Source organism: Scleromatobacter humisilvae, from assembly GCF_023231945.1.
In the GTDB taxonomy this organism is placed as follows: Bacteria; Pseudomonadota; Gammaproteobacteria; order Burkholderiales; family Burkholderiaceae_C; genus Scleromatobacter; species Scleromatobacter humisilvae.
Map to the genome: position 1 here is coordinate 36,889 of NZ_JAJLJH010000011.1, position 25,952 is coordinate 62,840.

Annotated in this window: 28 protein-coding genes; 11 read left to right on the forward strand and 17 right to left on the reverse strand. The window is 69.1% G+C overall.

Going from position 1 to position 25,952, the window contains the following annotated elements; translation table 11 throughout:
* Positions 1–30: 30 nt before the first annotated feature.
* The 7 genes from hisD to LPC04_RS24805 all read right to left on the reverse strand — a co-directional run bounded on the left by hisD (position 31) and on the right by LPC04_RS24805 (position 5,672).
* Complete coding sequence (gene hisD, locus LPC04_RS24775; RefSeq protein WP_275684996.1) at positions 31–1,350, reverse strand: histidinol dehydrogenase; 1,320 nt, start codon at positions 1,348–1,350, stop codon at positions 31–33.
* Positions 1,351–1,367: 17 nt separating this feature from the next.
* A complete protein-coding gene (gene hisG / locus LPC04_RS24780; RefSeq protein WP_275684997.1) occupies positions 1,368–2,024 on the reverse strand; it encodes an ATP phosphoribosyltransferase in 657 nt (218 codons plus the stop codon).
* 1 nt (position 2,025) lies between these two features.
* Entirely contained in the window at positions 2,026–3,309 is a 1,284-nt protein-coding gene (murA, locus tag LPC04_RS24785) for a UDP-N-acetylglucosamine 1-carboxyvinyltransferase (RefSeq protein WP_275684998.1), read from the reverse strand.
* A gap of 81 nt (positions 3,310–3,390) precedes the next feature.
* Positions 3,391–3,669 (reverse strand): BolA family protein, encoded by a 279-nt coding sequence (locus LPC04_RS24790; RefSeq protein WP_275684999.1) that lies wholly within the window; start codon positions 3,667–3,669, stop codon positions 3,391–3,393.
* Between the two features lie 17 nt (positions 3,670–3,686).
* Entirely contained in the window at positions 3,687–3,998 is a 312-nt protein-coding gene (locus LPC04_RS24795) for a hypothetical protein (RefSeq protein WP_275685000.1), read from the reverse strand.
* 1 nt (position 3,999) lies between these two features.
* Positions 4,000–4,773 carry an ABC transporter permease gene (locus tag LPC04_RS24800; RefSeq protein WP_275685001.1) on the reverse strand — a complete coding sequence of 258 codons (774 nt, stop codon included), beginning with the start codon at positions 4,771–4,773 and terminating at the stop codon, positions 4,000–4,002.
* Complete coding sequence (locus LPC04_RS24805; RefSeq protein ID WP_275685002.1) at positions 4,770–5,672, reverse strand: ABC transporter ATP-binding protein; 903 nt, start codon at positions 5,670–5,672, stop codon at positions 4,770–4,772. The genes LPC04_RS24800 and LPC04_RS24805 overlap by 4 nt, the downstream gene beginning before the upstream one ends.
* A gap of 112 nt (positions 5,673–5,784) precedes the next feature.
* On the opposite strand from LPC04_RS24805, the gene LPC04_RS24810 reads away from it, so the two are divergent.
* The 4 genes from LPC04_RS24810 to LPC04_RS24825 all read left to right on the forward strand — a co-directional run bounded on the left by LPC04_RS24810 (position 5,785) and on the right by LPC04_RS24825 (position 8,764).
* Positions 5,785–6,438 carry a TetR/AcrR family transcriptional regulator gene (locus LPC04_RS24810; protein ID WP_275685003.1) on the forward strand — a complete coding sequence of 218 codons (654 nt, stop codon included), beginning with the start codon at positions 5,785–5,787 and terminating at the stop codon, positions 6,436–6,438.
* A 39-nt stretch (positions 6,439–6,477) separates the two neighbouring features.
* Positions 6,478–7,254 carry a tetratricopeptide repeat protein gene (locus LPC04_RS24815; RefSeq protein WP_275685004.1) on the forward strand — a complete coding sequence of 259 codons (777 nt, stop codon included), beginning with the start codon at positions 6,478–6,480 and terminating at the stop codon, positions 7,252–7,254.
* Positions 7,255–7,259: 5 nt separating this feature from the next.
* Positions 7,260–8,186, forward strand: a complete 927-nt coding sequence (locus tag LPC04_RS24820; RefSeq protein WP_275685005.1) for a DUF2268 domain-containing putative Zn-dependent protease — start codon at positions 7,260–7,262, stop codon at positions 8,184–8,186.
* A gap of 95 nt (positions 8,187–8,281) precedes the next feature.
* Positions 8,282–8,764, forward strand: a complete 483-nt coding sequence (locus LPC04_RS24825; protein WP_275685006.1) for a hypothetical protein — start codon at positions 8,282–8,284, stop codon at positions 8,762–8,764.
* A 7-nt stretch (positions 8,765–8,771) separates the two neighbouring features.
* Here LPC04_RS24825 and LPC04_RS24830 read toward each other — a convergent pair whose 3' ends face one another.
* Positions 8,772–10,178 carry a wax ester/triacylglycerol synthase family O-acyltransferase gene (locus LPC04_RS24830; protein WP_275685132.1) on the reverse strand — a complete coding sequence of 469 codons (1,407 nt, stop codon included), beginning with the start codon at positions 10,176–10,178 and terminating at the stop codon, positions 8,772–8,774.
* Positions 10,179–10,321: 143 nt separating this feature from the next.
* Between LPC04_RS24830 and LPC04_RS24835 the strand changes: the two genes are divergently transcribed.
* Positions 10,322–10,576 carry an acyl-CoA-binding protein gene (locus LPC04_RS24835; protein WP_275685007.1) on the forward strand — a complete coding sequence of 85 codons (255 nt, stop codon included), beginning with the start codon at positions 10,322–10,324 and terminating at the stop codon, positions 10,574–10,576.
* 1 nt (position 10,577) lies between these two features.
* Here LPC04_RS24835 and LPC04_RS24840 read toward each other — a convergent pair whose 3' ends face one another.
* From LPC04_RS24840 to LPC04_RS24850, 3 genes are all read right to left on the reverse strand, one after another.
* On the reverse strand, positions 10,578–10,937 hold the full coding sequence (locus LPC04_RS24840; protein WP_275685008.1) for a polyhydroxyalkanoic acid system family protein: 360 nt from the start codon (positions 10,935–10,937) through the stop codon (positions 10,578–10,580).
* Between the two features lie 26 nt (positions 10,938–10,963).
* On the reverse strand, positions 10,964–12,133 hold the full coding sequence (locus LPC04_RS24845) for an aminopeptidase (protein WP_420854772.1): 1,170 nt from the start codon (positions 12,131–12,133) through the stop codon (positions 10,964–10,966).
* An 84-nt stretch (positions 12,134–12,217) separates the two neighbouring features.
* A complete protein-coding gene (locus tag LPC04_RS24850) occupies positions 12,218–14,308 on the reverse strand; it encodes a molybdopterin-containing oxidoreductase family protein (protein ID WP_275685009.1) in 2,091 nt (696 codons plus the stop codon).
* 129 nt (positions 14,309–14,437) lie between these two features.
* Here LPC04_RS24850 and LPC04_RS24855 point away from each other — a divergent pair, with 129 nt between their 5' ends.
* From LPC04_RS24855 to LPC04_RS24870, 4 genes are all read left to right on the forward strand, one after another.
* A complete protein-coding gene (locus LPC04_RS24855) occupies positions 14,438–15,709 on the forward strand; it encodes a M20 aminoacylase family protein (RefSeq protein ID WP_275685010.1) in 1,272 nt (423 codons plus the stop codon).
* 78 nt (positions 15,710–15,787) lie between these two features.
* Positions 15,788–16,870, forward strand: a complete 1,083-nt coding sequence (locus tag LPC04_RS24860; protein ID WP_275685011.1) for a M14 family metallopeptidase — start codon at positions 15,788–15,790, stop codon at positions 16,868–16,870.
* Positions 16,871–16,962: 92 nt separating this feature from the next.
* The gene (locus tag LPC04_RS24865) at positions 16,963–17,520 is read left to right on the forward strand and encodes an isochorismatase family protein (protein WP_275685012.1); all 558 of its coding nucleotides are present in this window, start codon (positions 16,963–16,965) and stop codon (positions 17,518–17,520) included.
* Between the two features lie 13 nt (positions 17,521–17,533).
* Positions 17,534–18,517, forward strand: coding sequence for a GlxA family transcriptional regulator (locus LPC04_RS24870; RefSeq protein ID WP_275685013.1), 984 nt, complete (start codon positions 17,534–17,536; stop codon positions 18,515–18,517).
* On the opposite strand, the gene LPC04_RS24875 is transcribed toward LPC04_RS24870, so the two are convergent.
* The 4 genes from LPC04_RS24875 to tal form a co-directional block, all read right to left on the reverse strand.
* On the reverse strand, positions 18,514–18,897 hold the full coding sequence (locus LPC04_RS24875) for a response regulator (RefSeq protein ID WP_275685014.1): 384 nt from the start codon (positions 18,895–18,897) through the stop codon (positions 18,514–18,516). The two genes, LPC04_RS24870 and LPC04_RS24875, sit on opposite strands and share 4 nt — an antisense overlap.
* A gap of 158 nt (positions 18,898–19,055) precedes the next feature.
* Positions 19,056–19,691 carry an HAD family hydrolase gene (locus LPC04_RS24880; protein ID WP_275685015.1) on the reverse strand — a complete coding sequence of 212 codons (636 nt, stop codon included), beginning with the start codon at positions 19,689–19,691 and terminating at the stop codon, positions 19,056–19,058.
* Positions 19,688–21,319, reverse strand: coding sequence for a glucose-6-phosphate isomerase (gene pgi / locus LPC04_RS24885; protein WP_275685016.1), 1,632 nt, complete (start codon positions 21,317–21,319; stop codon positions 19,688–19,690). Before pgi ends, LPC04_RS24880 begins: the two co-directional genes overlap by 4 nt.
* A complete protein-coding gene (gene tal / locus LPC04_RS24890) occupies positions 21,316–22,266 on the reverse strand; it encodes a transaldolase (RefSeq protein ID WP_275685017.1) in 951 nt (316 codons plus the stop codon). The genes pgi and tal overlap by 4 nt, the downstream gene beginning before the upstream one ends.
* A gap of 157 nt (positions 22,267–22,423) precedes the next feature.
* Between tal and zwf the strand changes: the two genes are divergently transcribed.
* Entirely contained in the window at positions 22,424–23,881 is a 1,458-nt protein-coding gene (gene zwf / locus LPC04_RS24895) for a glucose-6-phosphate dehydrogenase (RefSeq protein WP_275685018.1), read from the forward strand.
* A gap of 124 nt (positions 23,882–24,005) precedes the next feature.
* Positions 24,006–24,872, forward strand: a complete 867-nt coding sequence (locus LPC04_RS24900) for a MurR/RpiR family transcriptional regulator (protein ID WP_275685134.1) — start codon at positions 24,006–24,008, stop codon at positions 24,870–24,872.
* Between the two features lie 44 nt (positions 24,873–24,916).
* On the opposite strand, the gene LPC04_RS24905 is transcribed toward LPC04_RS24900, so the two are convergent.
* Positions 24,917–25,261 (reverse strand): STAS domain-containing protein, encoded by a 345-nt coding sequence (locus LPC04_RS24905; protein WP_275685019.1) that lies wholly within the window; start codon positions 25,259–25,261, stop codon positions 24,917–24,919.
* Entirely contained in the window at positions 25,261–25,881 is a 621-nt protein-coding gene (locus LPC04_RS24910; RefSeq protein WP_275685020.1) for an MlaC/ttg2D family ABC transporter substrate-binding protein, read from the reverse strand. Before LPC04_RS24910 ends, LPC04_RS24905 begins: the two co-directional genes overlap by 1 nt.
* Positions 25,882–25,952 lie beyond the last annotated feature (71 nt).

A 25,952-nucleotide genomic window follows, 5' to 3' on the forward strand; every position in this document is an offset into this window, starting at 1 on the left:
CGAACTTCGTGTCAATTCGCCAGCCGCGAATCAGGCCTTCTTCGAGAGACGCATCTCTGCCGCCCGCGCGTGGCCTTGCAGGCCCTCGCCGTAGGCCAGCTCCGCTGCGATCGGGCCGAGGATGTGAGCACCTGCTTCGCTAACCTGGATCAGGCTGCTGCGCTTCTGGAAGTCGTAGACGCCCAACGGCGACGAGAAGCGCGCGGTGCCCGACGTCGGCAGCACGTGGTTCGGCCCGGCGCAGTAGTCGCCCAGGCTTTCGCTGGTGAACGCGCCCAGGAAGATCGCGCCGGCGTGGCGCAGCAGCTGTTCCCACTTCTCGGGCGCGTCGCTGCTGACCTCGAGGTGCTCCGGCGCGATCCGGTTGCTGATCTCGCAGGCCTCTTCCATCGATCGCGTCAGGATCAGCGCGCCGCGGCCTTCCAGTGACGCCCTGATCACGGCCTGGCGCGGCATCTCGCCGATCAGGCGATCGATGGACGCGCGCACCTCTGCGAGATAGGCCGCGTCGGGCGACAGCAGGATGCTTTGCGCCAGCTCGTCGTGCTCGGCCTGGCTGAACAGGTCCATCGCCACCCAGTCGGCCGGCGTCGTGCCGTCGGCCAGCACCAGGATCTCGCTGGGCCCGGCGATCATGTCGATGCCTACCTGTCCGAACACGCGGCGCTTGGCGCTGGCGACGTAGGCGTTGCCCGGCCCGGTGATCTTGTCGACGGCCGGGATCGTCGCCGTGCCGTAGGCCAGTGCGCCGACCGCCTGCGCGCCGCCGACCGTGAACGCGCGATGCACGCCTGCGACGTAGGCCGCTGCCAGCACCAGCGCGTTGCGCTCGCCCTTGGGCGTGGGCACGACCATCACGATCTCGCCGACGCCGGCCACCTGCGCCGGGATCGCATTCATCAGCACGCTGGACGGATACGCCGCCTTGCCGCCCGGCACATAGATGCCGACGCGATCCAGCGGCGTCACCTTCTGGCCCAGCAGCGTGCCGTCCTCGTCGCGGTATTGCCAGCTGCGGCCGCAGGCCTCCAGCTGGCGCTCGTGATAGCTGCGCACGCGTCGCGCGGCCGATTCGAGCGCGCTGCGCTGAGCGGGCGTGATCGCGTCGAACGCGGCCTTCAGCTCGTCGCGCGTCAGCTCCAGCGCGGCGACGCTCGCGGCGGCCATGCCGTCGAAGCGATTCGTGCATTCGAGCACCGCGGCGTCGCCGCGCGTCTTCACGTCGGCCAGGATCGCGGCGACGCGTTCCTCGATCGCATGATCCGCCTCTTCCGACCAGTGGCGCAGCTTGGCGAACTCGGCTTCGAAGTCGGAGGCGGCGGTGTCGAGCTGGCGGACTTGGACCGGCATGGCAGGCTTCTCGGGAATCAGGCGTTGGCAGGAATGGCGCCGGCGAAGGCGGCGATCAGCGCGCGGATGCGCTCGCGCTTCAACTTCAGCGCGGCCTGGTTCACGACCAGGCGCGACGAGATGTCCATGATGCGTTCGACCTCGACCAGCTTATTGGCCTTCAGCGTCGAGCCGGTGGAGACGAGGTCGACGATCGCGTCGGCCAGGCCCGTCAGCGGGGCCAGCTCCATCGAGCCGTACAGCTTGATCAAGTCGACGTGCACGCCCTTGTCGGCGAAGTGCTGGCGCGCGACCGCGGTGTACTTGGTCGCGACGCGAATGCGCGAACCCTGCTTGACGGCGGCCTCGTAGTCGAAGTCCGCGCGCGTGGCCACGCTCATGCGGCACCTGGCGATCTGCAGATCGAGCGGCTGGTAGAGGCCTGCGGCGTCGCTCTCGGCCGCGTGCTCGATCAGCACGTCCTTGCCGGCCACGCCGAGGTCGGCGCCGCCATGCTGCACGTAGGTGGGCACGTCGGTCGCGCGCACCAGCACGACGCGCACGTCGGGCTGGTTCGTCGCCAGGATCAGCTTGCGGGTCTTCTCGGGATCCTCGGTGACGACGATGCCGGCCGCGGCGAGCAGCGGCAGCGTCTCCTCGAAGATGCGTCCCTTGGAAAGTGCGAGCGTCAGCATGTCACTTCACCCGTTCGATGTCGGCGCCCAGCGCTTGAAGCTTGGCTTCCATGCGGTCGTAGCCGCGGTCGAGGTGGTAGATGCGCTCGACGATGGTCTGGCCGTCGGCCACGAGGCCGGCGATCACCAGGCTGGCCGACGCGCGCAGGTCGGTGGCCATCACCGTCGCGCCCGACAGCTTCGCCACGCCGTTGACCACCGCCAGCTTGCCGTCGACCTCGATGTGCGCGCCCAGCCGCGCCAGCTCGTTGACGTGCATGAAGCGGTTCTCGAAGATCGTCTCGGCGATCGTCGCGGTGCCGTCTGCGATGCAGTCGATGGCCATGAACTGGGCCTGCATGTCGGTCGGGAAGGCCGGGTACTCGCTGGTGCGGAAGCTCACCGCCTTCAGGTGGCCCGGGCCTTCCGAACGCACGCGGATGAAGCCGTCGCCCGCCTCGATCGCGGCGCCCGCCTCGCGCAGCTTCTCGATCACCGCCTCGAGGTGGCGCGCCTCGGCGTTGCGCAGCACGACGTCGCCGCCGGCCGCGGCCGCCGCGCACAGGAAGGTGCCAGCCTCGATGCGGTCCGGCACGATGCGGTGCGGCCTGGCCGGCGCGTGCAGCCTGTCCACGCCCTGGATGCGGATGCGGCTGGTGCCGTGGCCTTCGATCCTCGCGCCCATCGAGATCAGCAGCTCGGCCAGGTCGGGGATCTCGGGCTCCTGCGCGGCGTTCTCGAGGATGGTCTCGCCCTCGGCCAGCGTCGCGGCCATCAGCAGGTTCTCGGTGCCGGTGACGGTCACCATGTCGGTGGTGATGCGCGCGCCCTTCAGCTTCGTGGCCTTGGCCAGGATGTAGCCGTGCTCGACGCGGATGTCGGCACCCATCGCCTGCAGGCCCTTGATGTGCTGGTCCACCGGCCGCGAGCCGATCGCGCAGCCGCCGGGCAGCGACACCGTCGCCTCGCCGAAGCGCGCGAGCAGCGGGCCCAGCACCATGATGCTGGCGCGCATCGTCTTGACCAGCTCGTACGGCGCCTCGGGCGTGTTGAGCGTGCCGGCGTCGATCACGACCTCGTCGATGCGGCCGCCCTCGGCCTCGGCGCCCCAGTTCACCGCGACGCCCATGTTGCGGATCAGCTTCAGCGCGGTGGCCACGTCCTGCAGCCTGGGCACGTTGTGCAGCGTGACCGGCCCGGCCACCAGCAGCGCGGCGCACAGTTCGGGCAGCGCGGCGTTCTTGGCGCCGGAGATCGTCACCTCGCCTTGGAGGCGGCGGCCGCCGCGGATCAGGAGTTTGTCCATCGAAATGCTCTGGCTGGGGAAACGGGTCGACGAGCCGGACGGCACGCCCCTTCAAGCGCGGCGCGCAGCCGCGCGTCGGCGTCAATGGGAATGGCTGGCGGCGTCGCTGCCGAGCGCGCGCTGGCTGGCCCATTCGGCCGGCGTCAGCGTCTTCATCGACAGGGCGTGGATCTGCTCGCGCATGCGATCGCCGAGCGCGGCATACACGCGCTGGTGGCGGCGGATGCGCATCAGGCCTTCGAATTCCGGCGACACGATGGTGGCGAAGAAATGTCGGCCGTCGCCCTCCACCTCGAGGTGATCGCAGGTGAGTCCGTCGGCGATGTAGCGCTGGACGTCTTGGGCGGTGGGATCGGTCATGGGATAAGGATTATCCCTCAGGCCGCCGGAACCCGGGCCAGCACGGCGCCGACGACCACGGCCGCCAGCAGCAGGCCGGCGGCCACGCGCCACTTGACGCGGCGCGGCCACGAGGTCGACACCAGCAGCACCGCGCTCATCGTGCTGAGCGTGGGCAGCAGCGCGAGAAAGACCAGCATGTGGACGATGTCGGGCGTCGGGCAGTTGTCGCCGCAGCGCCCCGACCACCACCTCCACAAGGCCACGGCGGCGACGCAGCCGAGCGCGAAGGTGGCCAGCACCGTCGTGACGCGGCGCATCGGGGTGATCGGTTCGTCGACGGGTGCCATCTCAATGCCTCAGTTTGTAGCCGCTGCGCAGCAGCGCGAGCGCGATCGTCGCGACCACGACGAAACTGGCGCCGACCACGCCCAGGCTGATCCACGGCGAGACGTCGCTGGCGCCGAAGAAGCCGCTGCGGAAGCCATCGATCATGTAGAAGAACGGGTTCAGCCGGCTGACGACGTGCCACAGCGGCGGCAGCGAGTGCACCGAGTAGAAGACGCCGGACAGGAACGTCAACGGCATGATGATGAAGTTCTGGAACGCGGCGAGCTGGTCGAACTTCTCGGCCCACAGGCCGGCGATCAGGCCCAGCGTGCCCATCATCGCCGAGCCCAGCAGCCCGAAGACGAGGATCCACGCCGGATTGGCCAGCCCCGGCGGCGCGAACCACGCGGTGACCAGCATCACCCCGGCGCCCACCGCCATGCCGCGCACGATGGCCGCGCCGACGTAGGCGAGGAACCAGGCGGCCGGCGACAGCGGCGTCACCAGCAGGAAGACGAGGTTGCCGGTGATCTTGCTCTGGATCAGCGACGACGAGCTGTTGGCGAACGCGTTCTGCAGCACGCTCATCATCACCAGGCCGGGGATCAGGAACTGGATGTAGCTGACGCCGTCGTAGACGCTGACGCGCCCGTTGAGCGCGTGGCCGAAGACGACGAGGTACATCACCGCGGTGAGCACGGGCGCCGCGACGGTCTGGAACGACACCTTCCAGAAGCGCAGCACCTCCTTGCGGAACAGCGGCTGCGCGCCTGACAGGACGAGGCGCGCGCTCATTGCTGGTGCTCCGCGGTCATGATGTTGAGGAACACGTCCTCCAGGTCGGCACGCCCGATCTCGAGATCCTCGACCGGCACGCCGGCCTCGCGCAGCTGCGCCAGCACGACCTCGACGTCGGCCGCGTCGCGCGCGCTCACCTGCGCGGAACGCCCGGTCACGCGCGCGCGATCCGCGAGGCTCGCGGGCAACGCATGGTCGGTCTTGAAGCGCAGCATGGTGTTGGACGTCGACGCCAGCAGCTCGGACGTGCGCTGCAGCGCGACCACCTTGCCCTGCTTCAACATCGCGATGCGCTGGCACAGCGCCTCGGCCTCTTCCAGGTAGTGCGTGGTCAGCAGCACGGTGTGGCCCTCGCGGTTCAGGCGCGCGATGAACTGCCACAGCGTCTGGCGCAGTTCGACGTCGACGCCGGCGGTGGGCTCGTCCAGCACGATCACGGGCGGACGATGCACCAGCGCCTGCGCCACCAGCACGCGGCGCTTCATGCCGCCCGAAAGCTGGCGCATGTTGGCGTTGGCCTTGTCGGCCAGGCCCAGGCTGGCGAGCAGCTCGTCGATCCAGGCGTCGTTGTTGCGAACGCCGAAATAGCCGCTCTGGATGCGCAGCGTCTCGCGCACCGAGAAGAACGGGTCGAACACCAGCTCCTGCGGAACGATGCCCAGCGACCGGCGAGCGGCGGCATAGTCGTCGACGACGTCGTGGCCCATCACCGTCACCTTGCCGCTCGTGGCGCGCGCCAGGCCGGCGAGGATGCTGATCAGCGAGGTCTTGCCCGCGCCGTTGGGGCCCAGCAATCCGAAGAACTCGCCGGGCTGGACATCGAAGGAGACGCCGCCCAGGGCGCGTACGCCGCTGCCGTAGGTCTTCTCGACTTGCTGGAATGAAATGGCGGACATAGGGCGGGCATTGTAGGAAGTGTCGAGAAGTGCCTCTACAACACGGGCTTCCGAATCTGTGCATCGGGGCGCCAGGGTGCTAGATTTCGCCAACTGAAAAAGAACAGGTCTCATGGAAGCGAAAAAACCCCGACGCACCGCCGAACGCATCCTCGAAGTCACGCTGGATCTGTTCAACCGCTTCGGCGAGCCGAACGTGTCGACGACGCTGATCTCGGCCGAATTGCACATCAGCCCGGGCAACCTGTATTACCACTACCCGGCGAAGGACGAGCTGATCAACGCGCTGTTCGACCGCTACGAGAAGGCGCTCAACGAGCTGCTTCAGGCGGCCGACAACGTCGGCAACGTGGAGGACGCCTGGCTGTTCTTCCACATGATGTTCGAGCTGGTCTGGCAATACCGCTTCCTGTATCGCGACCTGAACGACCTGCTGTCGAAGAACCGGCGCCTGGAGACCCACTTCCAGTTCGTGCTGAAGAACAAGTCGCGCGCGGTCGAGGCCGTGCTGGACGGCTTGAACCGCAGCAGCAACACGCGTCTCGACCGGCGCGACCTGCCCTCGGTGGCGACGTCGATGGTGGTCGTCCTCACCTACTGGCTCAGCTACGAATACGTGCGCGAGCCGCGCAAGGCGCTCGAGCCCGAACAGGCCGGCGCGACGCTCGCGCGCGGCGCGTGGCACGTGCTGAGCCTGTTGACACCCTACCTCGAGCCGGCCGCCCGCGAGCACCTGCAGGAGCTGGCGGCTGCCTACAAGTCCTGACAAGATCCCTCCCAACTTCCAACGAGACGAGACAACGCCATGGCCAAATGGACCGCCTTCCCGTACGACGCCGACGACTACACCTTCGACGCGGCCGCGCTGAAGAAGCACTGGGCGCGCCTGCACAAGGGTGACGCCGAGGCCTTCCCCAAGGACGAGGCCGTGCAGGCCGCCTGGGCGCTGTTCCACGCGGGCCAGTTCCAGAAGGCCTACGACGCCGGCCTGAAGGCGGGCGACGCCGGCATGGTCGTCGCGAACAAGGCGCAGTCCATCTACGCGAACTACCTCGAGACGAGCGAGAAGACCAAGCTCGCGATGTTCATGGAAGTGGCCGAGCGCGCCGAGGCCCAGGCCAAGGCCAACCCCAAGCTCGCCAACGCGCACTACTGGCAGGCCTACGCGCTGGGCCGCTACAGCCAGGGCATCAGCGTGGCCAAGGCGTTGACGCAAGGCCTGGGCGCGAAGGTCAAGACCGCGCTCGAGACGACGATCGCGCTCGCCCCGAAGCACGCCGACGCCCACATCGCGCTCGGCGCCTTCCACGCCGAGGTGATCGACAAGGTCGGCAAGCTGCTGGGCAAGACCCAGGGCGCCGACACCGCCACCGGCCTGAAGATGTTCAAGGAAGCCCTCGCGCTGAACCCCGACTCCGCGATCGCCCGCGTGGAATACGCCAATGGCCTCGTGATGCTCGAAGGCGACAAGCGCATGAAGGAAGCCGAGAAACTCTACGCCGAGGCCGCGGAATGCAAGCCGCTGGATGCGATGGAGCGGCTGGACGTCGAGATGGCCAAGGCGGAACTCGAGGACGAGTGAGCGGCGTGGCGGCGTCGCTTCGCGCGCTGCCCGGCGCGACAGCCCTGCTCGTCGCGACGCTCGCACACGCTGGCGCCGCGGCGCCTGCGGTGGTCATTCGCACCAGCGACCTCGACCGCTTCTACAGCGTCTACGACGCCGCGCACGGCACCCCGACGGCCGAGGCGCTGCAGCGCGGCTATCTCGATCCGGGCTCGCCGGGACTGCAGCAATACCTCGCGGCACGCATCCACAGCGCGACCAGGCTGCAGCAGGCGATCGACACGGCTCCCGAGGCCTACGCCGACGCGCGTCACTGCGCGGCTGCGCTGGCAGAGACCAGCGCGCGCCTGCCGGCGGTCTTCGCCCGGCTCGTGGATCTCTACCCCGCCGCCCGCATCGCGCCCGTGACCTTCGTCATCGGCCGCAACGACACCGGCGGCAACACCACGCCCGACGGCGTCATCATCGGCGTCGAGACCCTGTGCCGCGCGAAGTGGATGGGCGCCGACGTCGCCACGCGCTTCGTGCACATCGTCGCGCACGAGATGACGCACGTGCAGCAGCCGGGCGCCGCGGTCGACACGCCCGGCGCGACCTTGCTGTTCCAGGCCTTGCTCGAGGGCGAGGCCGAGCTCGTGGCCGAGCTGACGTCCGGCGACACCATCAATCCCCAGCTCAGGGACTGGACGCACGGCCGCGAGTGCGCCATCGAGCGCGCGTTCCTGAAGGACGCCCCGGGCACCGACCTGAGCCACTGGATGTACAACGGCGTCGGCACGCCCGACAAGCCCGGCGACCTCGGCTACTGGGTGGGGTATCGGATCGCCAAGGCGTACTACGCGCAGGCCCGCGACAAGAAGCAGGCGCTCGAGACGCTCCTGCATGTCGACAACGACTCCGCCGCAAGGATCCTCGAGGACAGCGGCTGGCAGCCGCAGGCCGGCTGCTGAGCCCCCAGGTTCGAACGCGGCCTTCCCCCAGGAAGGCGATGGACGCCCCACGGGCCGCCATCGCATGCCGACCGCCTCACCACAAGGAGGCTTGCATGCGTTCATCCATCACCACGATCCTGGGCGTCGCCGCGTTCGCCGGCGCCTTCGCCACGCTGTCCGCGCCCGCATCCGCCGTCACGCTGCCCAAGGCCGCCATCACCGAAGGCTACGACGACGCCGCGCCGTTCTCGCAGCGCCTGGACATCACCATGACCGGCGGCTTCGGCAGCGGCTCGTTCACCGTGCCGGCCGGCGTTCGCCTGGTGATCGACTACATCTCCGCCGACATCGGCTGCATCCCGGGCGGCAACGTGCTGTTCGACGTCGCGACCTACCTCAACGGCGCCGAGGTGGAATCGCACCTGCCGGTGTTCAACAACGGCGTGATCCTGGGCCAGCAGGTCTATTCGGTCAGCGCGCAGACCCGCATCTACGCCGACCCGAACAGCACAGTGACGATCGCGCTGCTGGGCCCGAGCACCGGCGGCGGCGGCTCCATCACGGGCGTCTACGGGCACGTCGTGCCGGCACCCTGAGCGCGCTTCAGCGCTCCCACGGCAACATCATCGCCAGCCACAACAGCTTGTCGAACTCCGGCCGGAAGCGCTTGACGATCTCGTCCGGGTCGGGGCACATCCGGGCGTCGGTGATCAGGCCGAACTGCACGCCGCCGCCGTAGCTGAGGATGCTGACGCCCATGCCGATGTCGCCCGAGGCCGGCACCCAGAACATCACCTGCTTCAAGGTGCGGCCGCAGATCTTCAGCGGCACGGCGGGGCCCGGCACGTTGGTCATCACCGCGGTGGCCTTCTTGGCGAACAGGCCCAGCAGCGCGTGCTGCACCGGTTTGATCAGCACCCCCGCCACCGACAGCAGCGCGAACGCCAGCAGCGGCTGGTAGCCGCCCTTCAACTCGTTCATGCGCGCGCGCACGGCCGCGAGTCGGTCGATCGGGTTGGCGATGCCGATGGGCAGCACCAGCGGCACGAGGCCGAATCGGTTGCCCAGCTGCCAGGCCTTCTCGAGCGGGCGCAGGTTGACCGGCACCATCGCGCGGATCTCCTTGCCGGCCGGATCCTCGCCCTTGTCGCGCAGGTAGCTGCCGATGGCGCCGGCCACGCTGGCCAGCAGCACGTCGTTGATCGAGCCGCCAAGCGCGTGGCCGATCGCCTTGACCTCGGGCAGCGGCAGTGGCTCGCCCCACGCGACGCGCTTGCCCGGCGTCGCCTTGCCCTTGAGGCTGGTGGGCGAGTCGTCGGGCATCAGCGCCATCGCGGCCACGTCCGACACGACCTGCGCACCGATGCGCGCCATCTCCATGCTGCCGTTCAGTGGCGCAGAGGGGTCGGCCATCATCTCGAGCCCCAAGCCCATGCCCGCACCGTAGACGCCGATCGCCTTGACCGCAAGGTCGGCCGCGGGCTTGATCAGGTAGTCGGCGATCCAGTCGTGCTCGCCCTCTTCGCCGGCGTCGCGCGCCTTGCGCGCCGGCGGCGACTTGCCGCCATCGGTGATCGACAGCATCACCGAGATCAGCGCGATGCCGTCGGCGATGCAGTGGTGGATGCGCGCGACGAGCGCGGAGCGGCCGGTCTCGAAGTCCTCGAACAGGTGGAACTGCCACAGCGGCCGGCTCGGATTCAGCGGCTGCGTGGTGAGGTCGCCGACGGTGCTCTTGAGCGCGTCCATCGGCGACTGGCCCCTGGACACCTCGAGCTTCTCGGCCACCACGTGCGCGGCGATGTCGAAGTGGTCGTCGTCCACCCACTGCGCGCCCATCGTGTCCTCGACCACCTTCTGGCGGAATCGGTGGTACTGCAGCAGCGCCGTCTCGACGCGTTCGCGCAGGTCGGCCATCGCGAGCTGCGGCTCGATCAGCCAGACCCCGACGATCATCATCAGGTTGGCCTCAGTATCCATGCGCAGCCAGGCCGTGTCGACCCGGGACATGCGTTCCACGTTTTCGCTCAAGAAATCTCCCGTATTCATGCGACTAGAGTGCTGTCTCGGCACTCTCTTCATCCGGCTTGCGAGATTGGTGTTTAACATCCGCCCCGTCAAGCCTGACTTTCACCCAAAGCGGAACTGGAGCCATGAGCACTTTGAACGAGCAATTCGAACAAGCGGTCGCCGACAGCAAGAACCTGCCCGAGCGTCCGGACAACGCGACCCTGCTGAAGCTGTACGCGCTGTACAAGCAAGGCAGCGCTGGCGACGTCGACGGCAAGCGCCCGGGCTTCACCGACATGGTCGGCCGCGCGAAGTGGGACGCCTGGAACGAGCTGAAGGGCCAGACGCAGGACGAGGCCCAGCAGGCCTACATCGACCTGATCGAAGACCTGAAGTAAGTCACTTCTTCCTGGTGGCCTTGGCGGCGGGTTTCGCCGGCTTGGCCGCGGGTCTTGCCGCCTTGGCCAACTCCTTGGCCAGGGCCTCGTCGAGCTGCTTGCGGACCTCCGCCTCGATCTGGCCGACGAAGGGCTTGAGCAGGAAGCCCAGCTTGGCCTCGAGGTCGAAGAACGTGGCCGCGACGACCATGCGGCCATCCACGCCCGAGCGCCTGAACTCCAGCACGTCTTCGTCGTCGCCCTCGATGATCGTGCATTCCATGTCGAGCTTTTCCTCGACGTCCTCCGCCCACTTGAGCGCGACCTTGCGCGCACGGGCCAGGCCCAGGGTGTGATCTCGGTGCAGGTTCAGGTCGGCCATCGGGTCATCTCCTCTGGCCGCGATTCTCAGCCAGAAACCGTTGGGGCAGACGCCGCTGTTGCGGGCGCGACGACAGGCGCCCGCTGCGGTGCCACGCGATACGGCGCCATCGCCGCGTCGCGCTCCGGCCGCGGCAGCGCCGCCATGCGACGGACCTCGGCGTAGAAACGATCGAAGTCCCGGCCTTCGGCGGCGAACAGCCGCTCGAAGGCGCCGACCTCGTCGTCGTACGCGCCCTGCGTCCCCATCGATGCATTGTTGGCCTTGGCGAACCAGTGGTCGTAGCCGTTGTAGCCGGCCCACCTGCCCTGCTTGAGCGCCTCGTAGTCGGCGCGCATGCCCGCGTACATCTCGGCCTTGCGCACGCGCTTCTCGGCGTCCGGCAGGTCGCTGCGGTACATCGCGTCGAGCTTGGCGCGCCAGGCGCGCACGAGGACGTGGAAGTCGTCGCGCCGCGATTCGGTCAACGCCTGCTTGGCGCGTACTTCGGGGGTCGCGTTCTCGTCGAGCCAGCGCTGGCTGCCGATGTGCTCGACGGCGGTGGCGAAGGATTCGTTGAACGTCGTGTCGCCCGGCGCGTAGGCCACCTGGTGCGCCAGCTCATGGAAGATCAGCCGCGACAGCTCGCCCTCTGGCCACTGCACGAAGGTGTTGAGAAGCGGATCACCGCCGATCCAGTTCATCCAGCCCAGCGTCGAATACGCGGGCACCTCGTAGACGTCGACCTCGAGGCCGCCGGCCTTCAGCGGCGCGGCCGCCTCGTTGGCACTCGCGAGGTCGTAGTAGCCGCGGTAGCCGACGCAGCCGACGACCGGAAAGCACCACGTCGTCAGCTGCAGCGACAGCTCGGGCGCCGCCACCACGTTCCACACCGCGGCCGGGCGCTTCAGGTCGGCGTACGACCGGTAGCTGTCGTTGTCGGGCTCGTGCAGCTCGGTGACGGCAAACTGGCGCATGCGCTGCGTCAGCTCGAGGCGCTTGCGCAGCGCCTTGGGCGTGGCCGGGTCGGCGATGGCGTCCTTGACCGGTCGCGCCGCGGCGAGCAGGCGGATGTGGCCGGAGGCCGACTGGCCCAGGTAGTCGATCGACGAGCAGCCCGAGGTCACGCACAAGGTACCGAGCCCAGCCAGCACCAGGCCGCCCAGGCTCAACACGCTCGCCAGGCCCCAGCGCGCAGCGCGGCGCTTCGGCCACAGCGTCACTGAACCATCCTCCGCCTAGTGGCCGCGGCGTGATCGCCAACGGCGAGAACGCCTTCAGGCAGCCGGGCGGCGCTCATGTCAGGCCGTCTCCGCGCGCTCGACCTCGACCAGGCAGTCGTAGAACGAGGGCGCGCGTCCCATGTCGGTCAGGCGCTGGTGCGTCAGCTCGTTGACGTTGGTGCCGTCCAGGCCGAACTTGCGCCACCACACGCCCAGCCCGTGCACGACGCCCGGACGCGCGCGTTCGTTCACGCGCGCGACACAGCGGTACTCGCCGCGGTCGTTGAACACGCGCACCTCGTCGCCGTCGGCGATGCCGCGCGTGGCGGCATCGGCGGCCTCGATCTCCAGCACCGGCTCCTGCTCGATCGCGCGCAGGCTCTTGACGTTGACGAAGGTCGAGTTGAGGAAGTTGCGCGCCGGCGGCGAGATCATCGCCAGCGGGAAGCGCCGGGCGAGCTCGGGGGAACTGCGCACGCTTTCATAGGGCGGCAGGTAGTCGGGCAGGCCGATGCCGGGGACGTCGCACTTGACGCGGCCGTCGGCCGTCGGGAAGCCGCCGTCGGCGAACGGCGCGTCGGGCAGCGGCAGCTTGGCCCAGCCGATCTCGCGCAGTTGTTCGAACGGCACCGGGCCGTTGATCGCCTGGCGGGCCAGCGCCTCGTCGTCGTCCTCAAAGCAGGCGTCCGTGAAGCCCATGCGCTGCGCCAGCGCGCGAAAGATCGCCGCGTTGGAGCGCGACTGGCCGCGCGGCGTCAGCGCCGGCTCGTTGATCACGAGATACGTGTGGCCATAGCTGGCGTGCACGTCCCAGTGCTCAAGCTGCGTCGTGGCGGGCAGCACGTAGTCGGCATGGTCGGCGGTATCTGTGAGAAAGTGCTCCAGCACGACGGTGAACAGATCCTCGCGCCGGAAGCCGGACGTCACCTGCCTCGACTGCGGCGCGACGGCCACCGGGTTGCTGTTGTAGACGACCAGCGCCTCGATCCTCGGCCCGAACACGCGGCCGTCGGGCAGGGCTTCGCCCGTCTCGCGCAGCAGGTCGTCGCCGATGGTGCTCATGTTGACGGTTCGAGGCGTGCGGCCGGCGAGAAGTTCCGGATGGCCCAGCTGCAGATTGCGGAACGGCAGGAACCAGCCGCCCGACGACAGCAGCATGCCGCCGGCGCGATGCCGCCACGCGCCGGTCAGGCAGGGCAGCAGCGCGATCAGCCGGGTGGCGTTGCCGCCGCCGCGCACGCGCTGCATGCCGTAGTTCAGGCGGATCGCGGCGGGGCTGGTCAGGCCGTAGAGCTGCGCGAACTCGCGGATCTGCGCCGCCGTCAGCCCGCACTCGACGCTGGCGCGCTCGGGCGTCCACGCGAGCGCGCGCTCGCGCAGGCCGGCCCAGCCGTCGACTTGGCGCTCGATGTAGTCGTGGTCGAGCCAGTCGTTGACGATCAGCTCGTGCATCACCGCCAGCGCCAGCGCGCCGTCGCTGCCGGGCGTCAGCGCGAGATGGTGGTGGCACTTCTCGGCCGTCTCGGTGCGGCGCGGGTCGATGCATACGAGCGTGGCGCCGGCGCGCCTGGCGGCCAGCGCGATCGGCCAGAAGTGCAGGTTGGACGCGATCGAGTTGCTGCCCCAGATGACGATCAGCCGGCTCTCGGCGAAGTGCTCGACGTGCATGCCCACCTTGGCGCCGTAGGTGGCGGCGAGCGCGTCGCCGCCGGCGCTCGAGCAGATCGTGCGGTCCAGCCGCGACGCGCCGAGCTGGTTGAAGAAGCGCGCGGCCATGCCCTCGCCCTGCACCATGCCCATCGTGCCGGCGTAGCTGTACGGCAGGATCGCCTCGGGCGCGCGCGCCGCGATCCCGGCCAGGCGCGCGGCGATGTCGTCCAGCGCCTCGTCCCAGGACACCTCGACGAAGCGGCCCTCGCCCTTGGGCCCGACGCGCTTGAGCGGATTCAGCACGCGCTCGGCGTGCTCGGTGCGCTCGGCGTAGCGCGACACCTTCGTGCACAGCGCACCGTTGGTGGTGGGATGGTCGGGATCGCCTTGCAGGCGGATGACCTTGTCGCCCTGCACGGTGACGCGCATCGCGCAGGTGTCCGGGCAGTCGTGCGGGCAGGCGGCCTGGACGGTGCGCGGCACGTCCAGGGGGGCGGTTTCGGCGAGGATCGCGGTCATTCCCAAATCATGTCACAAGAGGCCCGCCGGGCAGCGTGCAAAGACAGTCGAAAACCCATTGAAAAGCCACTGTCTGCCGCGGGCCGACAGGCTTAAGATCGCTCGACAGCCTTCTTGCGACTCGCCCCCATGAACGTCATCGAATCCCTGCTGGCCGACGCGGCCACCATCACCGCCCTGCGACGAGAGATCCACTCGTATCCGGAACTGTGCTACCAGGAACAGCGCACCAGCGACCTGGTGGCTGCCAAGCTCACCGAATGGGGCATCCCGATCCGGCGCGGGCTGGGCAGGACCAGCGTCGTCGGCATCATCGAAGGCAGCCGCGGCAAGACGGGCGGCGCGATCGGCCTGCGCGCCGACATGGACGCGCTGCCGATGGCCGAGTCCAACACCTTCGCCCATGCCAGCCGCAACCCGGGCCGCATGCACGCCTGCGGCCACGACGGCCACACCGCGATGCTGCTCGCCGCGGCGCAGCACCTGGCGAAGCACCGCGACTTCGACGGCATCGTCTACCTGCTGTTCCAGCCGGCCGAGGAAGGCGGCGGCGGCGCGCGCGAGATGATCAAGGACGGCCTGTTCGCCGAGTTCCCGATGGACGCGGTCTTCGGCATGCACAACTGGCCCGGCATCTCGGTCGGCCAGCTCGCCGTGTGCCCGGGCCCGTGCATGGCGTCGAGCAACGAGTTCTTCATCACGATCCGCGGCCGCGGGTCGCACGCCGCGTTGCCGCACCTGGCCATCGACCCGGTGCCCATCGCCTGCCAGATGGTGCAGGCGTTCCAGACCATCATCACGCGCAACAAGAAGCCCACCGACACCGGCGTGATCTCGGTCACGACGATCCACACCGGCGAGGCCACCAACGTCGTGCCCGACTCCTGCGTGATCGAGGGCACGGTGCGTACCTTCACGCTGCCGGTGCTCGACTTGATCGAGCAGCGCATGAAGGAGATCGCGAAGCACACCGCTGCCGCGTTCGGCGCCACAGTCGAATTCCGCTTCCATCGCAACTACCCGCCCACCGTCAACCACACCGCCGAGGCCGAGTTCGTCGCCGGCGTCATGCGCGACACCGTCGGTGCCGAGAACACGCTCGCCTTCGAGCCGTCAATGACGGCCGAGGACTTCAGCTACTTCCTGCTCGAGAAGCCCGGCGCGTACTTCGTCATCGGCAACGGCGACGGCAAGCACCGCCTGGCCTACAGCGACGCCACCGCGGACGACGCCTCCGAGACGCACAACCTGGGCCCGTGCACGCTGCACAACCCGCACTACGACTTCAACGACGACCTGATCCCGCTGGGCGGCACGCTCTGGATCCGGCTGGTCGACAAGTGGTTTCATAGAGCCCCCACGCTCCTGAGGTCGCTGCCCCCCGAGGGGGCGCTCGGTTAGGCTCGGCTGCGAGCCTCGCTTCCCCAGAGCTTGGTTGGGGTTGCGGCCGCAGAGGCACGGCATTCAAAGGAGAGCACCATGAGCCATCCCGAACCGTTTGCCCGCACGTACGCCGAGGCGCGCGCGAAATTCCTGGCCGCCGCGGCTGGCACTCACCTGGAGTCGCATCCCGAGCCGCTGCGCGGCGTCGAGCTCGAGCCGCTGGCGATGGATGTCGCCCGCATCGGCGCCGACGACGCCGATGCGCTGCTGATCGTGTCCAGCGGCTGCCACGGCGTCGAGGGCTATTGCGGCTCGGGCGCGCAGGTCGCGCTGCTGGGTGACGAGGACTTGCGCGCCCAGGCGCGGCGCGCGGGAGTCGCGCTGCTGTTCATCCACGCGTTGAATCCCTGGGGATTCTCGTTCGACCGCCGCGTCACGCACGAAGGCGTCGACCTCAACCGCAACTTCATCGACTTTCGCCGCGCGCCGCCCGGCAACCCGGGCTACGACTACCTCGCGCCGTTCCTGCTGCCGGCACACTGGCCGCCCGGCGCTGACAACGAGCGCCAGATGCTGGCCTACGGCGCGGCGCACGGGCCGGCCGCGCTGCAAACGGCCATCTCGGCAGGCCAGTACCGGCATCCCGACGGCGTGTTCTACGGCGGCCACGCGCCGACGTGGAGCCAGCAGACGCTGCGCCTGGTGCTGCGCCAGCATGCCTCGTTGTGCCGCCTGCTCGGCTGGATCGACCTGCACAGCGGCCTGGGCGAGAGCGGGGTCGGCGAACGCATCTTCTCCGCACGCGACGAGGACGGCGCCAAGCACCGCGCCAAGGCCTGGTGGGGCAACCGCATCACGTTCACCGACGACGGCTCGTCGACGTCGTCCGACCTTCACGGCAACATGTGGCACGCGGTCTACGACGAGTGCCCGCAGGCCGAGTACGCCGGCATCGCGCTGGAGTTCGGCACCCAGCCGCTGGAGTCGGTGCTGCAGGCGCTTCGCTATGACCACTGGGTCGCACACCGGCACGATCCGCAGGACGAGCACCTCGGGGCCACCCGCACGTTGATGCGGCGCGCGTTCTTCACCGACACGCCCGAGTGGAAGCAGGCGGTGATCACGCAGACGCGCGCAGCGGCGACGCAGGCCATTGCCGGGATGGCGGCTTGGCGATGATGTCCTGAAACGTCCGCAAACGGTCGCGGGGCGGGGCTGCGAGAATGTGCGCACGCCGTCATGATTCGGGCATCCACTCACAGGAGAACGCCATGCAGACCGCCTTGCTCATGATCGACGTCCAGGAATCCTTCACGCAACGCCCGTACTGGTCGCAAACCGGTGCGGACGTGTTCCTGAAGCACGTCAACGCCCTGATCGACGGCGCCCAGGCGCGGGGCATCCCGATCGTGCGCGTGTTCCACACCGACGGCCCGCAGGCGCCGACGAACCCGTTCGCGCACGGCGGCGAGTTCGTGCGGCCGCTGACCGGCCTGGCGCCGTTCGAGGCCGCGCTGACGATCGAGAAGCATCGCCACAGCGCGCTGGTCGGCACGCCGCTGATGAACTGGCTGATCGAGAACGGCATTCGCCGTGTGATCGTCGCCGGCATCCGCACCGAGCAGTGCTGCGAGACGACCACGCGCCACGCCAGCGACGAAGGCTGGGATGTCGACTACGTCGGCGACGCCACGCTGACCTTCGACATGAAGACGCCGTCCGGGGAGACGCTCACCGCCGCCCAGATCCGCGAGCGCACCGAGACCGTGCTGGTTCACCGCTTCGCCGAACTCGCGACGGTCGAGGAGGCGCTCGCACGAGCGCGCTGACGACTTGCCGGCCATGATGGACATCCTGTTTCTCGTCCTGCCCGAGACACTGCTGCTCGATCTGGTCGGCCCCGCCGAAGCGTTCCGGCTCGCGAACCAGCAACTCCAGGCGCGCGGCCGGCCGCCGGCGTTCGCGCTGCGCTACGTCTGCGCGCAGCCGCAGGCCTCGACGTCGATCGGGCTGCACCTGACCGACCTCGAGCCGCTGCCGGACGCGTTGCCGCCCGGCGCCTGGGTCGTGCTGATGGGACGGCCCGGCGTGAAGGACACGCTGCCGATGCTGCAGCGCAACGGGTGGATGGGCGCGCGTCACTGGCTGGCCAGGGTGGTCGCGCCCGCGCTCGCGCTGGAAACGCCGGACGGCGAGCCGGCGCATCGACTGCTGACCGTATGCTGCGGCACGCTGCTCGCGGCCGACGCAGGCCTGATCGGACGCCGACAGGTCACGACGCACCACGAGCACCTCGACACGCTGGCCGCGCTCGCGCCGCAGGCGCAGGTGTGCGCCAATCGCGTCTTCGTCATCGACGGCCCGGTGTGGTCCAGCGCCGGCATCACGGCCGGCATCGACCTCGCGCTGCACTGCATCGGCGATGTCTGCGGCGACGCCATTGCCGCGGCCGTCGCCGAGATCATGGTCGTGTTCCAGCGCCGCGGCGCCGACGACCCCCAGCGCTCGCCGCTGCTGGACGGCCGCAACCACCTGCACCCGGCCGTGCACCGCGTGCAGAACGCCGTGTGCGAGCGGCCCGGCCACGACTGGGACGTGCCCGCACTGGCCGAAGTGGCCCACGTGACGCCGCGCCACCTCGCGCGGCTGTTCAAGGATCACGCCGGCATCTCGCCGCGCGACTATGTCGAGCGCATCCGCAGCGGCCTGGCCGAGCAGGCGATCGCGCGCGGCCTGCCGACGTCCCAGGCCGTCGAGATCGCCGGTTTCGGTACCGATCGGCAGTTCCGTCGCGCACGGGCACGACTGCGCGGCGCCGCCGCCTAGTGAGGCCGGTTCTCCATGCGGCGCGACAGGTCGTCGACGATGGTGATCAGCACGTTGAAGTCGGCCGGCTTGGTGACGTAGAAGTCGAAGCCGGCGTCGTCGGCACGGCGCTTGGCATCCGGACCCGAGACCGCCGTCAGCGCGACAAGGACCGGCGGCGTGTCGACCATCACCTGGCGTAACGAGCGGGCCGCGCCGTAGCCGTCGAGGATGGGCATGTTGATGTCGAGGAAGACGATGTCCGGCTCGAACGACTGCGCGGCCTCGACCGCCTGCTGGCCGTCGTAGGACGTCATCGTCTGGTGCCCGAGCGCGTCGAAAAGCAGCGCCAGGCTGTCGGCACTGTCGCGGAGATCGTCCACGACGAGGATCTTTGGCATTGGAGGTTGTCCCTGAGCGGCAGCCCTCAGTTCGTCCAGGCTCCCATCGGTGCACGGGCCACCGCCTCCGGACGCGAGCGTTGCCGCGAGCCTCTAGGTTACTTGTTCCGGGGCGAAATGGGCAAACGCGTGAACTTGACGCGACAGTTGTCCACGCACTACCAGCCGAGCGCCATCGCCTCGGCCTCGGCCTGCGCCGCGTCCGTGAAGTGGATCGCGCTCCAGCCGGCTTCGCGTGCGGCCACGATGTTGGGCCAGTGGTCGTCGAGGAACAGCAGGTCGGCCGGCCTGCGCCCGAACACCGCCGCGGCATGCGCGTAGATCTCCGGCTCGGGCTTGAGCAGTTGCACGCGCGCCGAGAACACGCCCGACTCGAACAGCGCGAGGACGTCGTGCGTGCGCTCGAAGTGCGCCGCGAACGGCTCGGGCATGTTGGACAGGAAGTGCAGCGGCCAGCCCTGCGCGTGCAGCCGGCGGATCCAGGCGACGGTGTCGGGCAACGGCTCCAGTTCGCCCGGCGCCGCGGCCACGATCGCCTGCACCTCGGCCTCGGTCAGGCCCGTGCGCGTCGCAATGCGCCGCGCCAGCTCGGGCGGATCGACGACGCCGCGGTCGAAGTCGCCCCAGTCGCCGCCGTAGGCCTGGAAGATCTGCTGCACCCAGTGGCGCGTGCTCTCGTCGTCGGTCGCGCGCTGCGGCAGGACGCTCGACACGAGCACCTCGGGCCGCCAGCGGAAGACGACGCGGCCGAAGTCGAAGACGAAGGCGCGGCCGCTCTTGAGTTCGCCGCTCATTTCGCGATCAGCTTCGTCAGCAGGCCGGCGGTCGACGAGTCGAGCCCATCGGTGGCGCCGCTCTCGAAGCGCGGCAACAGCTCGTTGCACAAGGCCTTGCCGAGCTCGACGCCCCACTGGTCGAAGCTGTTGATGCCCCACAGCGCGCCGGTGCAGAACACGCGGTGTTCGTACAGCGCGATCAGCGCGCCCAGCGTGCGCGGCGTCAGCGCGTCCAGCACCAGCGTCGTGCTCGGGCGGTTGCCCGGGAAGCTGCGGTGCTCGGCGATGACCTCGCGCGCGATCGTGCGCGAGGCCGTCGGCGGCGACTCCTGCGCCGCCTCCGCGGCCGGCTTGCCCTGCATCAGCGCCTGCGACTGCGCCAGGCAGTTGGCGAGCAGCTTGGCGTGCAGGTCGGCGTAGCGGCCCGTGTGGCCCTTGGCCGGCGTCTTGACGGCGATGAACTCCACCGGCACGACGTCGGTGCCCTGGTGCAGCATCTGGAAGTAGGCGTGCTGGCCGTTGGTGCCGGGCTCGCCCCAGACGACGGGGCTGGTGGCAAACGGCACGGCGTGGCCATCGACATCGACGCACTTGCCGTTGGACTCCATCTCGAGCTGCTGCAGGTAGGCCGGCAGCCGCTTCAGACCCTGGTGATACGGCGCGACGCTTCGGCTCGTGAAGCCGTGGAAGTTGCGGTACCAGACGTCAACCAGCGCGAGCTGCACCGGCAGGTTGTGCGCGAGCGGCGCGGTGCGGAAGTGCTCGTCCATCGCGTTGGCGCCGCCAAGGAAATCCTCGAAGCCGTCGGCGCCGATCGCGATCGCCAGCGACAGCCCGATCGCGCTCCACAGCGAGTAGCGGCCGCCCACCCAGTCCCAGAAGCCGAAGGTCGTCGTGATGCCGAACTTGGCCGCGGCCTGGATGTTGGTCGTGACGCCCACGAAGTGCGCGCCGACGTCGGTGCCGCCGTTGGCCGTGAACCATTCGCGCGCGACGTTCGCGTTGGCCAGCGTCTCCTGCGTGGTGAACGTCTTCGATGCGACGATGACCAGCGTCGTGCGCGGATTGAGGCGCTTCAACACCGGCGCGATGTCGTGGCCGTCGACGTTGGAGACGAAGTGGAAGCGCAGCTTGGGATGCGCGAACTCCTCCAGCGCGAGCACGGCCATCTGCGGGCCGAGGTCGGAGCCGCCGATGCCGATGTTGAGGATGTCCGTGAACTGCGTGCCGGCCTGCGCGCGCACGCCCTCCGCGTACGTGAGCATGGGCGTGAGCACGGCATGGACGTCGGCGATGGCGGCGTCCGTCGCCGCGCTCAGCGGCGGCGCGTCCTTCGGCGCGCGCAGCGCCGTGTGCAGCACCGCGCGGCCCTCGGTCAGGTTGATGGGCTCGCCGGCGAACATCGCGTCACGGCGCGCCTCGAGGCCGCACTCGGCGGCCAGGCCCGTCAACAGGGCACGCGTGCTCGCGTCCCAGCGGTTCTTCGAGAGGTCGGCGAACACGCCCGGCGCCTGCACGGAGAAGCGGTCGAAGCGGCCGGCGTCGGCCGCGAACGCCGTGCGAAGGTCGAACTGGCGGCCCTTGGACTCGTAGTGCGCGCGCAGCGCCGACCACGCCTCCGTCTTGTCGCAGCGGACCAGGCTCATTTCGCGCCCTCGATCAGCGCATCGAGCTTGACGGAATCGGCGGCGAACGCGCGGATGCCCTCGGCAAGCTTCTCGGTGGCCATCGCGTCCTCATTGAGCGCGAAGCGGAACGACGGTTCGTCGAAGTGCACGCGATCGAGCGGCAGCGACTGGGCGGCGTCGGCGTCCAGCGCCTTCGCGAGCGGCGCGGAGTCGGCCTGCAGCGCGCCGAGCAGGTCGGGGCTGATCGTGAGCAGGTCGGAGCCGGCGAGCGCCTGGATCTGGCCGACGTTGCGGAAGCTCGCGCCCATCACCTCGGTCTTGATGCCGAACTTCTTGTAGTAGTTGAAGATGCGCGTCACCGACTGCACGCCCGGGTCGTTGGCGCCGGCCTGCGCGGCCTCGTCCCACTTCGCGCCGGCCTGCTTCTTGTACCAGTCGTAGATGCGGCCGACGAACGGCGAGATCAGCGTGATGCCGCCGTCGCCGCAGGCCACGGCCTGCGCGAAGCTGAACAGCAGCGTGAGGTTGCAGTGGATGCCGTCGGCCTCGAGCGCGCGCGCGGCGGCGATGCCTTCCCACGTCGACGCGATCTTGATCAGCACGCGGTCGCGCACGATGCCGGCGTCCTCGTAGAGCTTGATGATGCCGCGGGCCCGCGCGATCGTCGCCTGCGTGTCGAACGACAGCCGCGCGTCGACCTCCGTGCTGACGCGGCCCGGCACGACCTTCAGGATCTCTCGGCCGAAGCGCACCAGCACCTGGTCGACGACGTCGGCGAGCGGCTCGCCCTTGTGCGCGGCGATGGTGTCGGTCAGCAGCGGCGCGTAGTCGGCCTGCTGCACGGCCTTGAGGATCAGCGACGGGTTGGTCGTCGCATCGCGCGGCGCGTACTGCGCCATCTGCTTGAAGTTGCCGGTGTCGGCCACCACGACGGTGAAGGCCTTGAGTTGGTCGAGCTGGTTCATGTCATCCCCTGGGAAGAAGGCGGGCGGCGCATTTGACCGCGGGAAGAAACTTCGGCATCATTATTCCTGAAACAAAGTTACACCACCACTACGCTGAGACAAGTTCCCGGTACGGCCGACGCACCCGGGTTTCCATCCTGCCTCGACAAGAAACACCATGTCCTTCGATCTCGTATTCTTCGGCGGTACCGGCGACCTCACGTGGCGCAAGCTCATGCCCGCGCTGTTCCAGGCGTTCCGCCACGGCAAGCTGCCCGACGGCGGCCGCATCCTGGCCGTGGCGCGCGACGAGCGCACCGACGCCGAGTACCGCGCGTTCATCAAGGAGCGTTTCGTCGAGGTCGACCGCTCCAAGCAGCCGAGCGACGAGGAATTCGCGAAGTTCGCCGAGCTGCTGCACTACCGCCGGATGGACCTGTCCAAGCCCGACGACTACCAGGGCCTGAAGGAGTGGATCGACGCGCGCAACGCCGATACCGCCGTGCTGTATCTCGCGACGAGCCCGCACCTGTTCCCGCAGATCTGCGAACAGCTGGGCGCCGCGAAGCTCAACGGCCCGCACATCCGCGTGGTGCTCGAGAAGCCGCTGGGCCATGACCTGGCCAGCGCGCAGGAGATCAACCGCGTCGTGAAGTCGGTCTTCGCCGAGAAGCAGGCCTTCCGCATCGACCACTACCTCGGCAAGCCGTCGGTGCAGAACCTGATGGCGCTGCGCTTCGGCAACGCGCTGTTCGAGCCGCTGTGGCGCCGCGAGAGCATCGCCAACATCCAGATCACGCTGGCCGAGTCGCTGGGCGTGGGCACCCGCGGCGACTTCTACGACCGCACCGGCACGCTGCGCGACATGGTGCAGAACCACGCGCTGCAGCTGCTGACCATGATCGCGATGGAGCCGCCCGCCACCAACGACGCCGACGCCATCCGCGACGAGAAGCTGAAGGTGCTGCGCTCGCTCAAGCCGTTCACGCGCGAGAGCGTCGCGCGCGACGTCGTGCGCGGCCAGTACCGCGCCGGCAACATCGACGGCCGCGCCGTGCCCGGCTACCTCGACGAGGTGAAGGTGCCCGCGGGCAGCCATACCGAGACCTTCCTCGCGCTGCGCACCGAGGTGCAGAACTGGCGCTGGGCCGGCGTGCCGTTCTACATCCGCACCGGCAAGCGCCTGGCGGCGCGCGATGCGCAGATCGTCATCAACTTCCGGCCGGTGCCGCACCCCATCTTCGGCGGCCCCAACCGCGCCAACCAGCTGATCATCAAGCTGCAGCCCGAGGACGGCCTGGAGCTGACGCTGCAGGCCGCCAAGGGGGGCCTGGGCTCGCAAGGCGCCGCCGAGCAGCTCAGCACCGTCTCGCTGGACCTCGACTTCGACAAGGCCTTCCCGACCGACCGCGTCGGCGCCTACGAGCGCCTGCTGCTCGACGCGATCGCCGGCCGCCTGAACCTGTTCGTGCGCAGCGACGAGCAGGAGCAGGCCTGGCGCTGGGTCGGCCCGATCCTGGACGCCTGGGCCAACGACTCCGAGCCGCCGCGTTCGTACGCGGCCGGCAGCTGGGGCCCGGCAGCGGCCAGCTCGCTGATCGCCCGCGACGGCTTCGCCTGGGCGGAAGAAGAATGACAGCCCCTGCTTCGCTGAGTGCAGCGAACCACCCCCCGAGGGGAGCGCGCCCTTGCTCCGGAGCGGCCGCGCGCGGCGGTCGCGCGCTTGCGCCCCTCGGTCAGCGGAGCAGCCGCGCATGACGATGCTGGAGCGTGTCCGCGCATCCATCCCCGCGCTGCCGCCCGCCGAGCAGCGCGTGGCCAAGCTCGTGCTGAGCGATCCGCGCGGTTTCGCGTCGACGCCGGTGGGCGAGCTGGCCGAGCGCTCGCACGTGTCCAAGCCGACCGTCGTGCGCTTCTGCCGCAGCGTCGGCTACGACGGCCTGGCCGACTTCAAGCTGAAGCTGGCCGGCACCGTCAACGAGGGCGTGCCCTTCGTGCACCGCTCGGTCGACGAGGACGACGGCCCGGGCGAGCTGATCGTCAAGGTCATCGACAACGCCGTCAGCGCGATGCTGAAGTATCGCAACAACGCGCAGGGCCATGCGTTCGAGCGCGCCATCGCGGCGCTGACCCAGGCCGGCGTCGAGAAGAAGCGCATCGAGTTCTACGGCGTCGGCAACTCCGGCATCGTCGCGCAGGACGCGCAGCACAAGTTCTTCCGCCTGGGCGTCAACACCTCGGCCAGCAGCGACGGCCACGTGCAGGTGATGAGCGCCACGATGCTGGGCCCGGGCGACTGCGCGGTCATCATCAGCAACTCGGGCCGCAGCCGCGACCTGATCGACGTGGCCGACATCGCGCGCAAGAAGGGCGCGACGCTGATCGTCGTCACGGCCAGCTCGTCGCCGCTCGCGCAGTTGACGCAGGCCAACTCGCAGATCCTGCTGGCGGCCGACCACCCCGAGGACTTCGACCGCTACAGCCCGATGGTCTCGCGCATGCTGCACCTGATGATCATCGACATCCTGACCACCGGCGTCGCGCTGCGGCTCGGCCAGGGCCTGCGGCCGGCGCTGCAGGAGATCAAGCGCAACCTGCGGTCGCGGCGCTACGCCACGCCGGAATGAAGAAACCCGCCGGCGGCGGGTTTTGTTTTTTGGAGCCGAACGACTCAGCGCAGGATCGGCACGGTCGGGATCTCGGCCGGCTTGGACTCGCCCACGTTGGCCGCAGGCTTGAACTCGGCCGCCTCGACACCCAGCAGCGCGTCGACACCATACAGGTGCGCGAGATCGCTCATGCGCGCGGGCGCGTTGACGATCTCCAGCTTGCGCTTGGCGGCGCCCGCGATGCGCGAGCATTCGAGCAGCACGGCCAGCGCCGAGGTGTCGAGCTGCGTCACGGGTGAGGCGTCGATGCGCCAGACCTCGCCGCCGTCGGCGGCCAGGGACTGGCGCAGCGATTCGAGCACCGCCTGCGCGTCGCGCAGCGTCAGGCTGGCCGGCAGCGACGTCATCACTTGGTAGCGGCCGGGGCCTTGTTCTTCGCGACCAGCGCGTTGATCAGGCCGTCGACGCCCGACGACGCGATCTGCTGCGCGAAGCTGCTCTTGTACTGGTCGACCAGCCAGACACCCAGGACGTTGACGTCGAAGATCTTCCATTCCGCCGGCTGCTTCTCCAGGCGGTAGTCGATCTCGATCGGGTCGCCGCCCGTGCCCTTGATGTTGGTGCGCACCGTGACGTCGGTGTCTTCCGCGGCGGAGCGCGTCGGCTTCAGTTCGACCGTGGTCTGCGCGTTCACCTTGGTCAGCGCGCCGGCGTAGGTGCGGATCAGCAGCGTCTTGAACTCGGCCTGCAGCTTGGCCTGCTGCTCGGGCGTGGCCGTCTTCCAGGCCTTGCCGACGGTGGCGGCGGTCATGCGCTGGAAGTCGACGTGGGGCATGACCTGCGTGTCGACCAGGCCGTGGATGCGGGAGATGTCGCCGGCCTGAATGGCCTTGTCGTTCTTGACCGACTCGATGACGTCACCGGCCACCTGCTTGATCATGACGTCCGGCGCGGTTTGCGCGAACGCGGCAGTGGCGCCGAGGGTGGCAGCGGCGAAGATCAGCGAAGAAATCGTGCGTTGAAACATTCTTGTCCTTTCGAGCGGGGGATCGCTCCATTCCATAACGCCAGTCGCCGGGTGCTGGTTCACAAGGGCGA

Excerpts from the sequence above, each read along its gene's own strand:
- LPC04_RS24860 (WP_275685011.1), top strand. The coding sequence starts at position 15,788 with ATGAGCCATCCCGAACCGTTTGCCCGCACGTACGCCGAGGCGCGCGCG.
- hisD (WP_275684996.1), bottom strand. The coding sequence starts at position 1,350 with ATGCCGGTCCAAGTCCGCCAGCTCGACACCGCCGCCTCCGACTTCGAA.
- tal (WP_275685017.1), bottom strand. The coding sequence starts at position 22,266 with ATGAACCAGCTCGACCAACTCAAGGCCTTCACCGTCGTGGTGGCCGAC.
- pgi (WP_275685016.1), bottom strand. The coding sequence starts at position 21,319 with ATGAGCCTGGTCCGCTGCGACAAGACGGAGGCGTGGTCGGCGCTGCGC.
- LPC04_RS24795 (WP_275685000.1), bottom strand. The coding sequence starts at position 3,998 with ATGGCACCCGTCGACGAACCGATCACCCCGATGCGCCGCGTCACGACG.
- LPC04_RS24835 (WP_275685007.1), top strand. The coding sequence starts at position 10,322 with ATGAGCACTTTGAACGAGCAATTCGAACAAGCGGTCGCCGACAGCAAG.
- LPC04_RS24905 (WP_275685019.1), bottom strand. The coding sequence starts at position 25,261 with ATGACGTCGCTGCCGGCCAGCCTGACGCTGCGCGACGCGCAGGCGGTG.
- LPC04_RS24865 (WP_275685012.1), top strand. The coding sequence starts at position 16,963 with ATGCAGACCGCCTTGCTCATGATCGACGTCCAGGAATCCTTCACGCAA.
- LPC04_RS24830 (WP_275685132.1), bottom strand. The coding sequence starts at position 10,178 with ATGTCCCGGGTCGACACGGCCTGGCTGCGCATGGATACTGAGGCCAAC.
- LPC04_RS24840 (WP_275685008.1), bottom strand. The coding sequence starts at position 10,937 with ATGGCCGACCTGAACCTGCACCGAGATCACACCCTGGGCCTGGCCCGT.
- LPC04_RS24825 (WP_275685006.1), top strand. The coding sequence starts at position 8,282 with ATGCGTTCATCCATCACCACGATCCTGGGCGTCGCCGCGTTCGCCGGC.
- LPC04_RS24875 (WP_275685014.1), bottom strand. The coding sequence starts at position 18,897 with ATGCCAAAGATCCTCGTCGTGGACGATCTCCGCGACAGTGCCGACAGC.
- LPC04_RS24900 (WP_275685134.1), top strand. The coding sequence starts at position 24,006 with ATGCTGGAGCGTGTCCGCGCATCCATCCCCGCGCTGCCGCCCGCCGAG.
- LPC04_RS24910 (WP_275685020.1), bottom strand. The coding sequence starts at position 25,881 with ATGTTTCAACGCACGATTTCTTCGCTGATCTTCGCCGCTGCCACCCTC.
- LPC04_RS24870 (WP_275685013.1), top strand. The coding sequence starts at position 17,534 with ATGATGGACATCCTGTTTCTCGTCCTGCCCGAGACACTGCTGCTCGAT.
- LPC04_RS24880 (WP_275685015.1), bottom strand. The coding sequence starts at position 19,691 with ATGAGCGGCGAACTCAAGAGCGGCCGCGCCTTCGTCTTCGACTTCGGC.
- LPC04_RS24850 (WP_275685009.1), bottom strand. The coding sequence starts at position 14,308 with ATGACCGCGATCCTCGCCGAAACCGCCCCCCTGGACGTGCCGCGCACC.
- LPC04_RS24800 (WP_275685001.1), bottom strand. The coding sequence starts at position 4,773 with ATGAGCGCGCGCCTCGTCCTGTCAGGCGCGCAGCCGCTGTTCCGCAAG.
- LPC04_RS24810 (WP_275685003.1), top strand. The coding sequence starts at position 5,785 with ATGGAAGCGAAAAAACCCCGACGCACCGCCGAACGCATCCTCGAAGTC.
- LPC04_RS24805 (WP_275685002.1), bottom strand. The coding sequence starts at position 5,672 with ATGTCCGCCATTTCATTCCAGCAAGTCGAGAAGACCTACGGCAGCGGC.
- LPC04_RS24790 (WP_275684999.1), bottom strand. The coding sequence starts at position 3,669 with ATGACCGATCCCACCGCCCAAGACGTCCAGCGCTACATCGCCGACGGA.
- hisG (WP_275684997.1), bottom strand. The coding sequence starts at position 2,024 with ATGCTGACGCTCGCACTTTCCAAGGGACGCATCTTCGAGGAGACGCTG.
- LPC04_RS24815 (WP_275685004.1), top strand. The coding sequence starts at position 6,478 with ATGGCCAAATGGACCGCCTTCCCGTACGACGCCGACGACTACACCTTC.
- zwf (WP_275685018.1), top strand. The coding sequence starts at position 22,424 with ATGTCCTTCGATCTCGTATTCTTCGGCGGTACCGGCGACCTCACGTGG.
- LPC04_RS24855 (WP_275685010.1), top strand. The coding sequence starts at position 14,438 with ATGAACGTCATCGAATCCCTGCTGGCCGACGCGGCCACCATCACCGCC.
- murA (WP_275684998.1), bottom strand. The coding sequence starts at position 3,309 with ATGGACAAACTCCTGATCCGCGGCGGCCGCCGCCTCCAAGGCGAGGTG.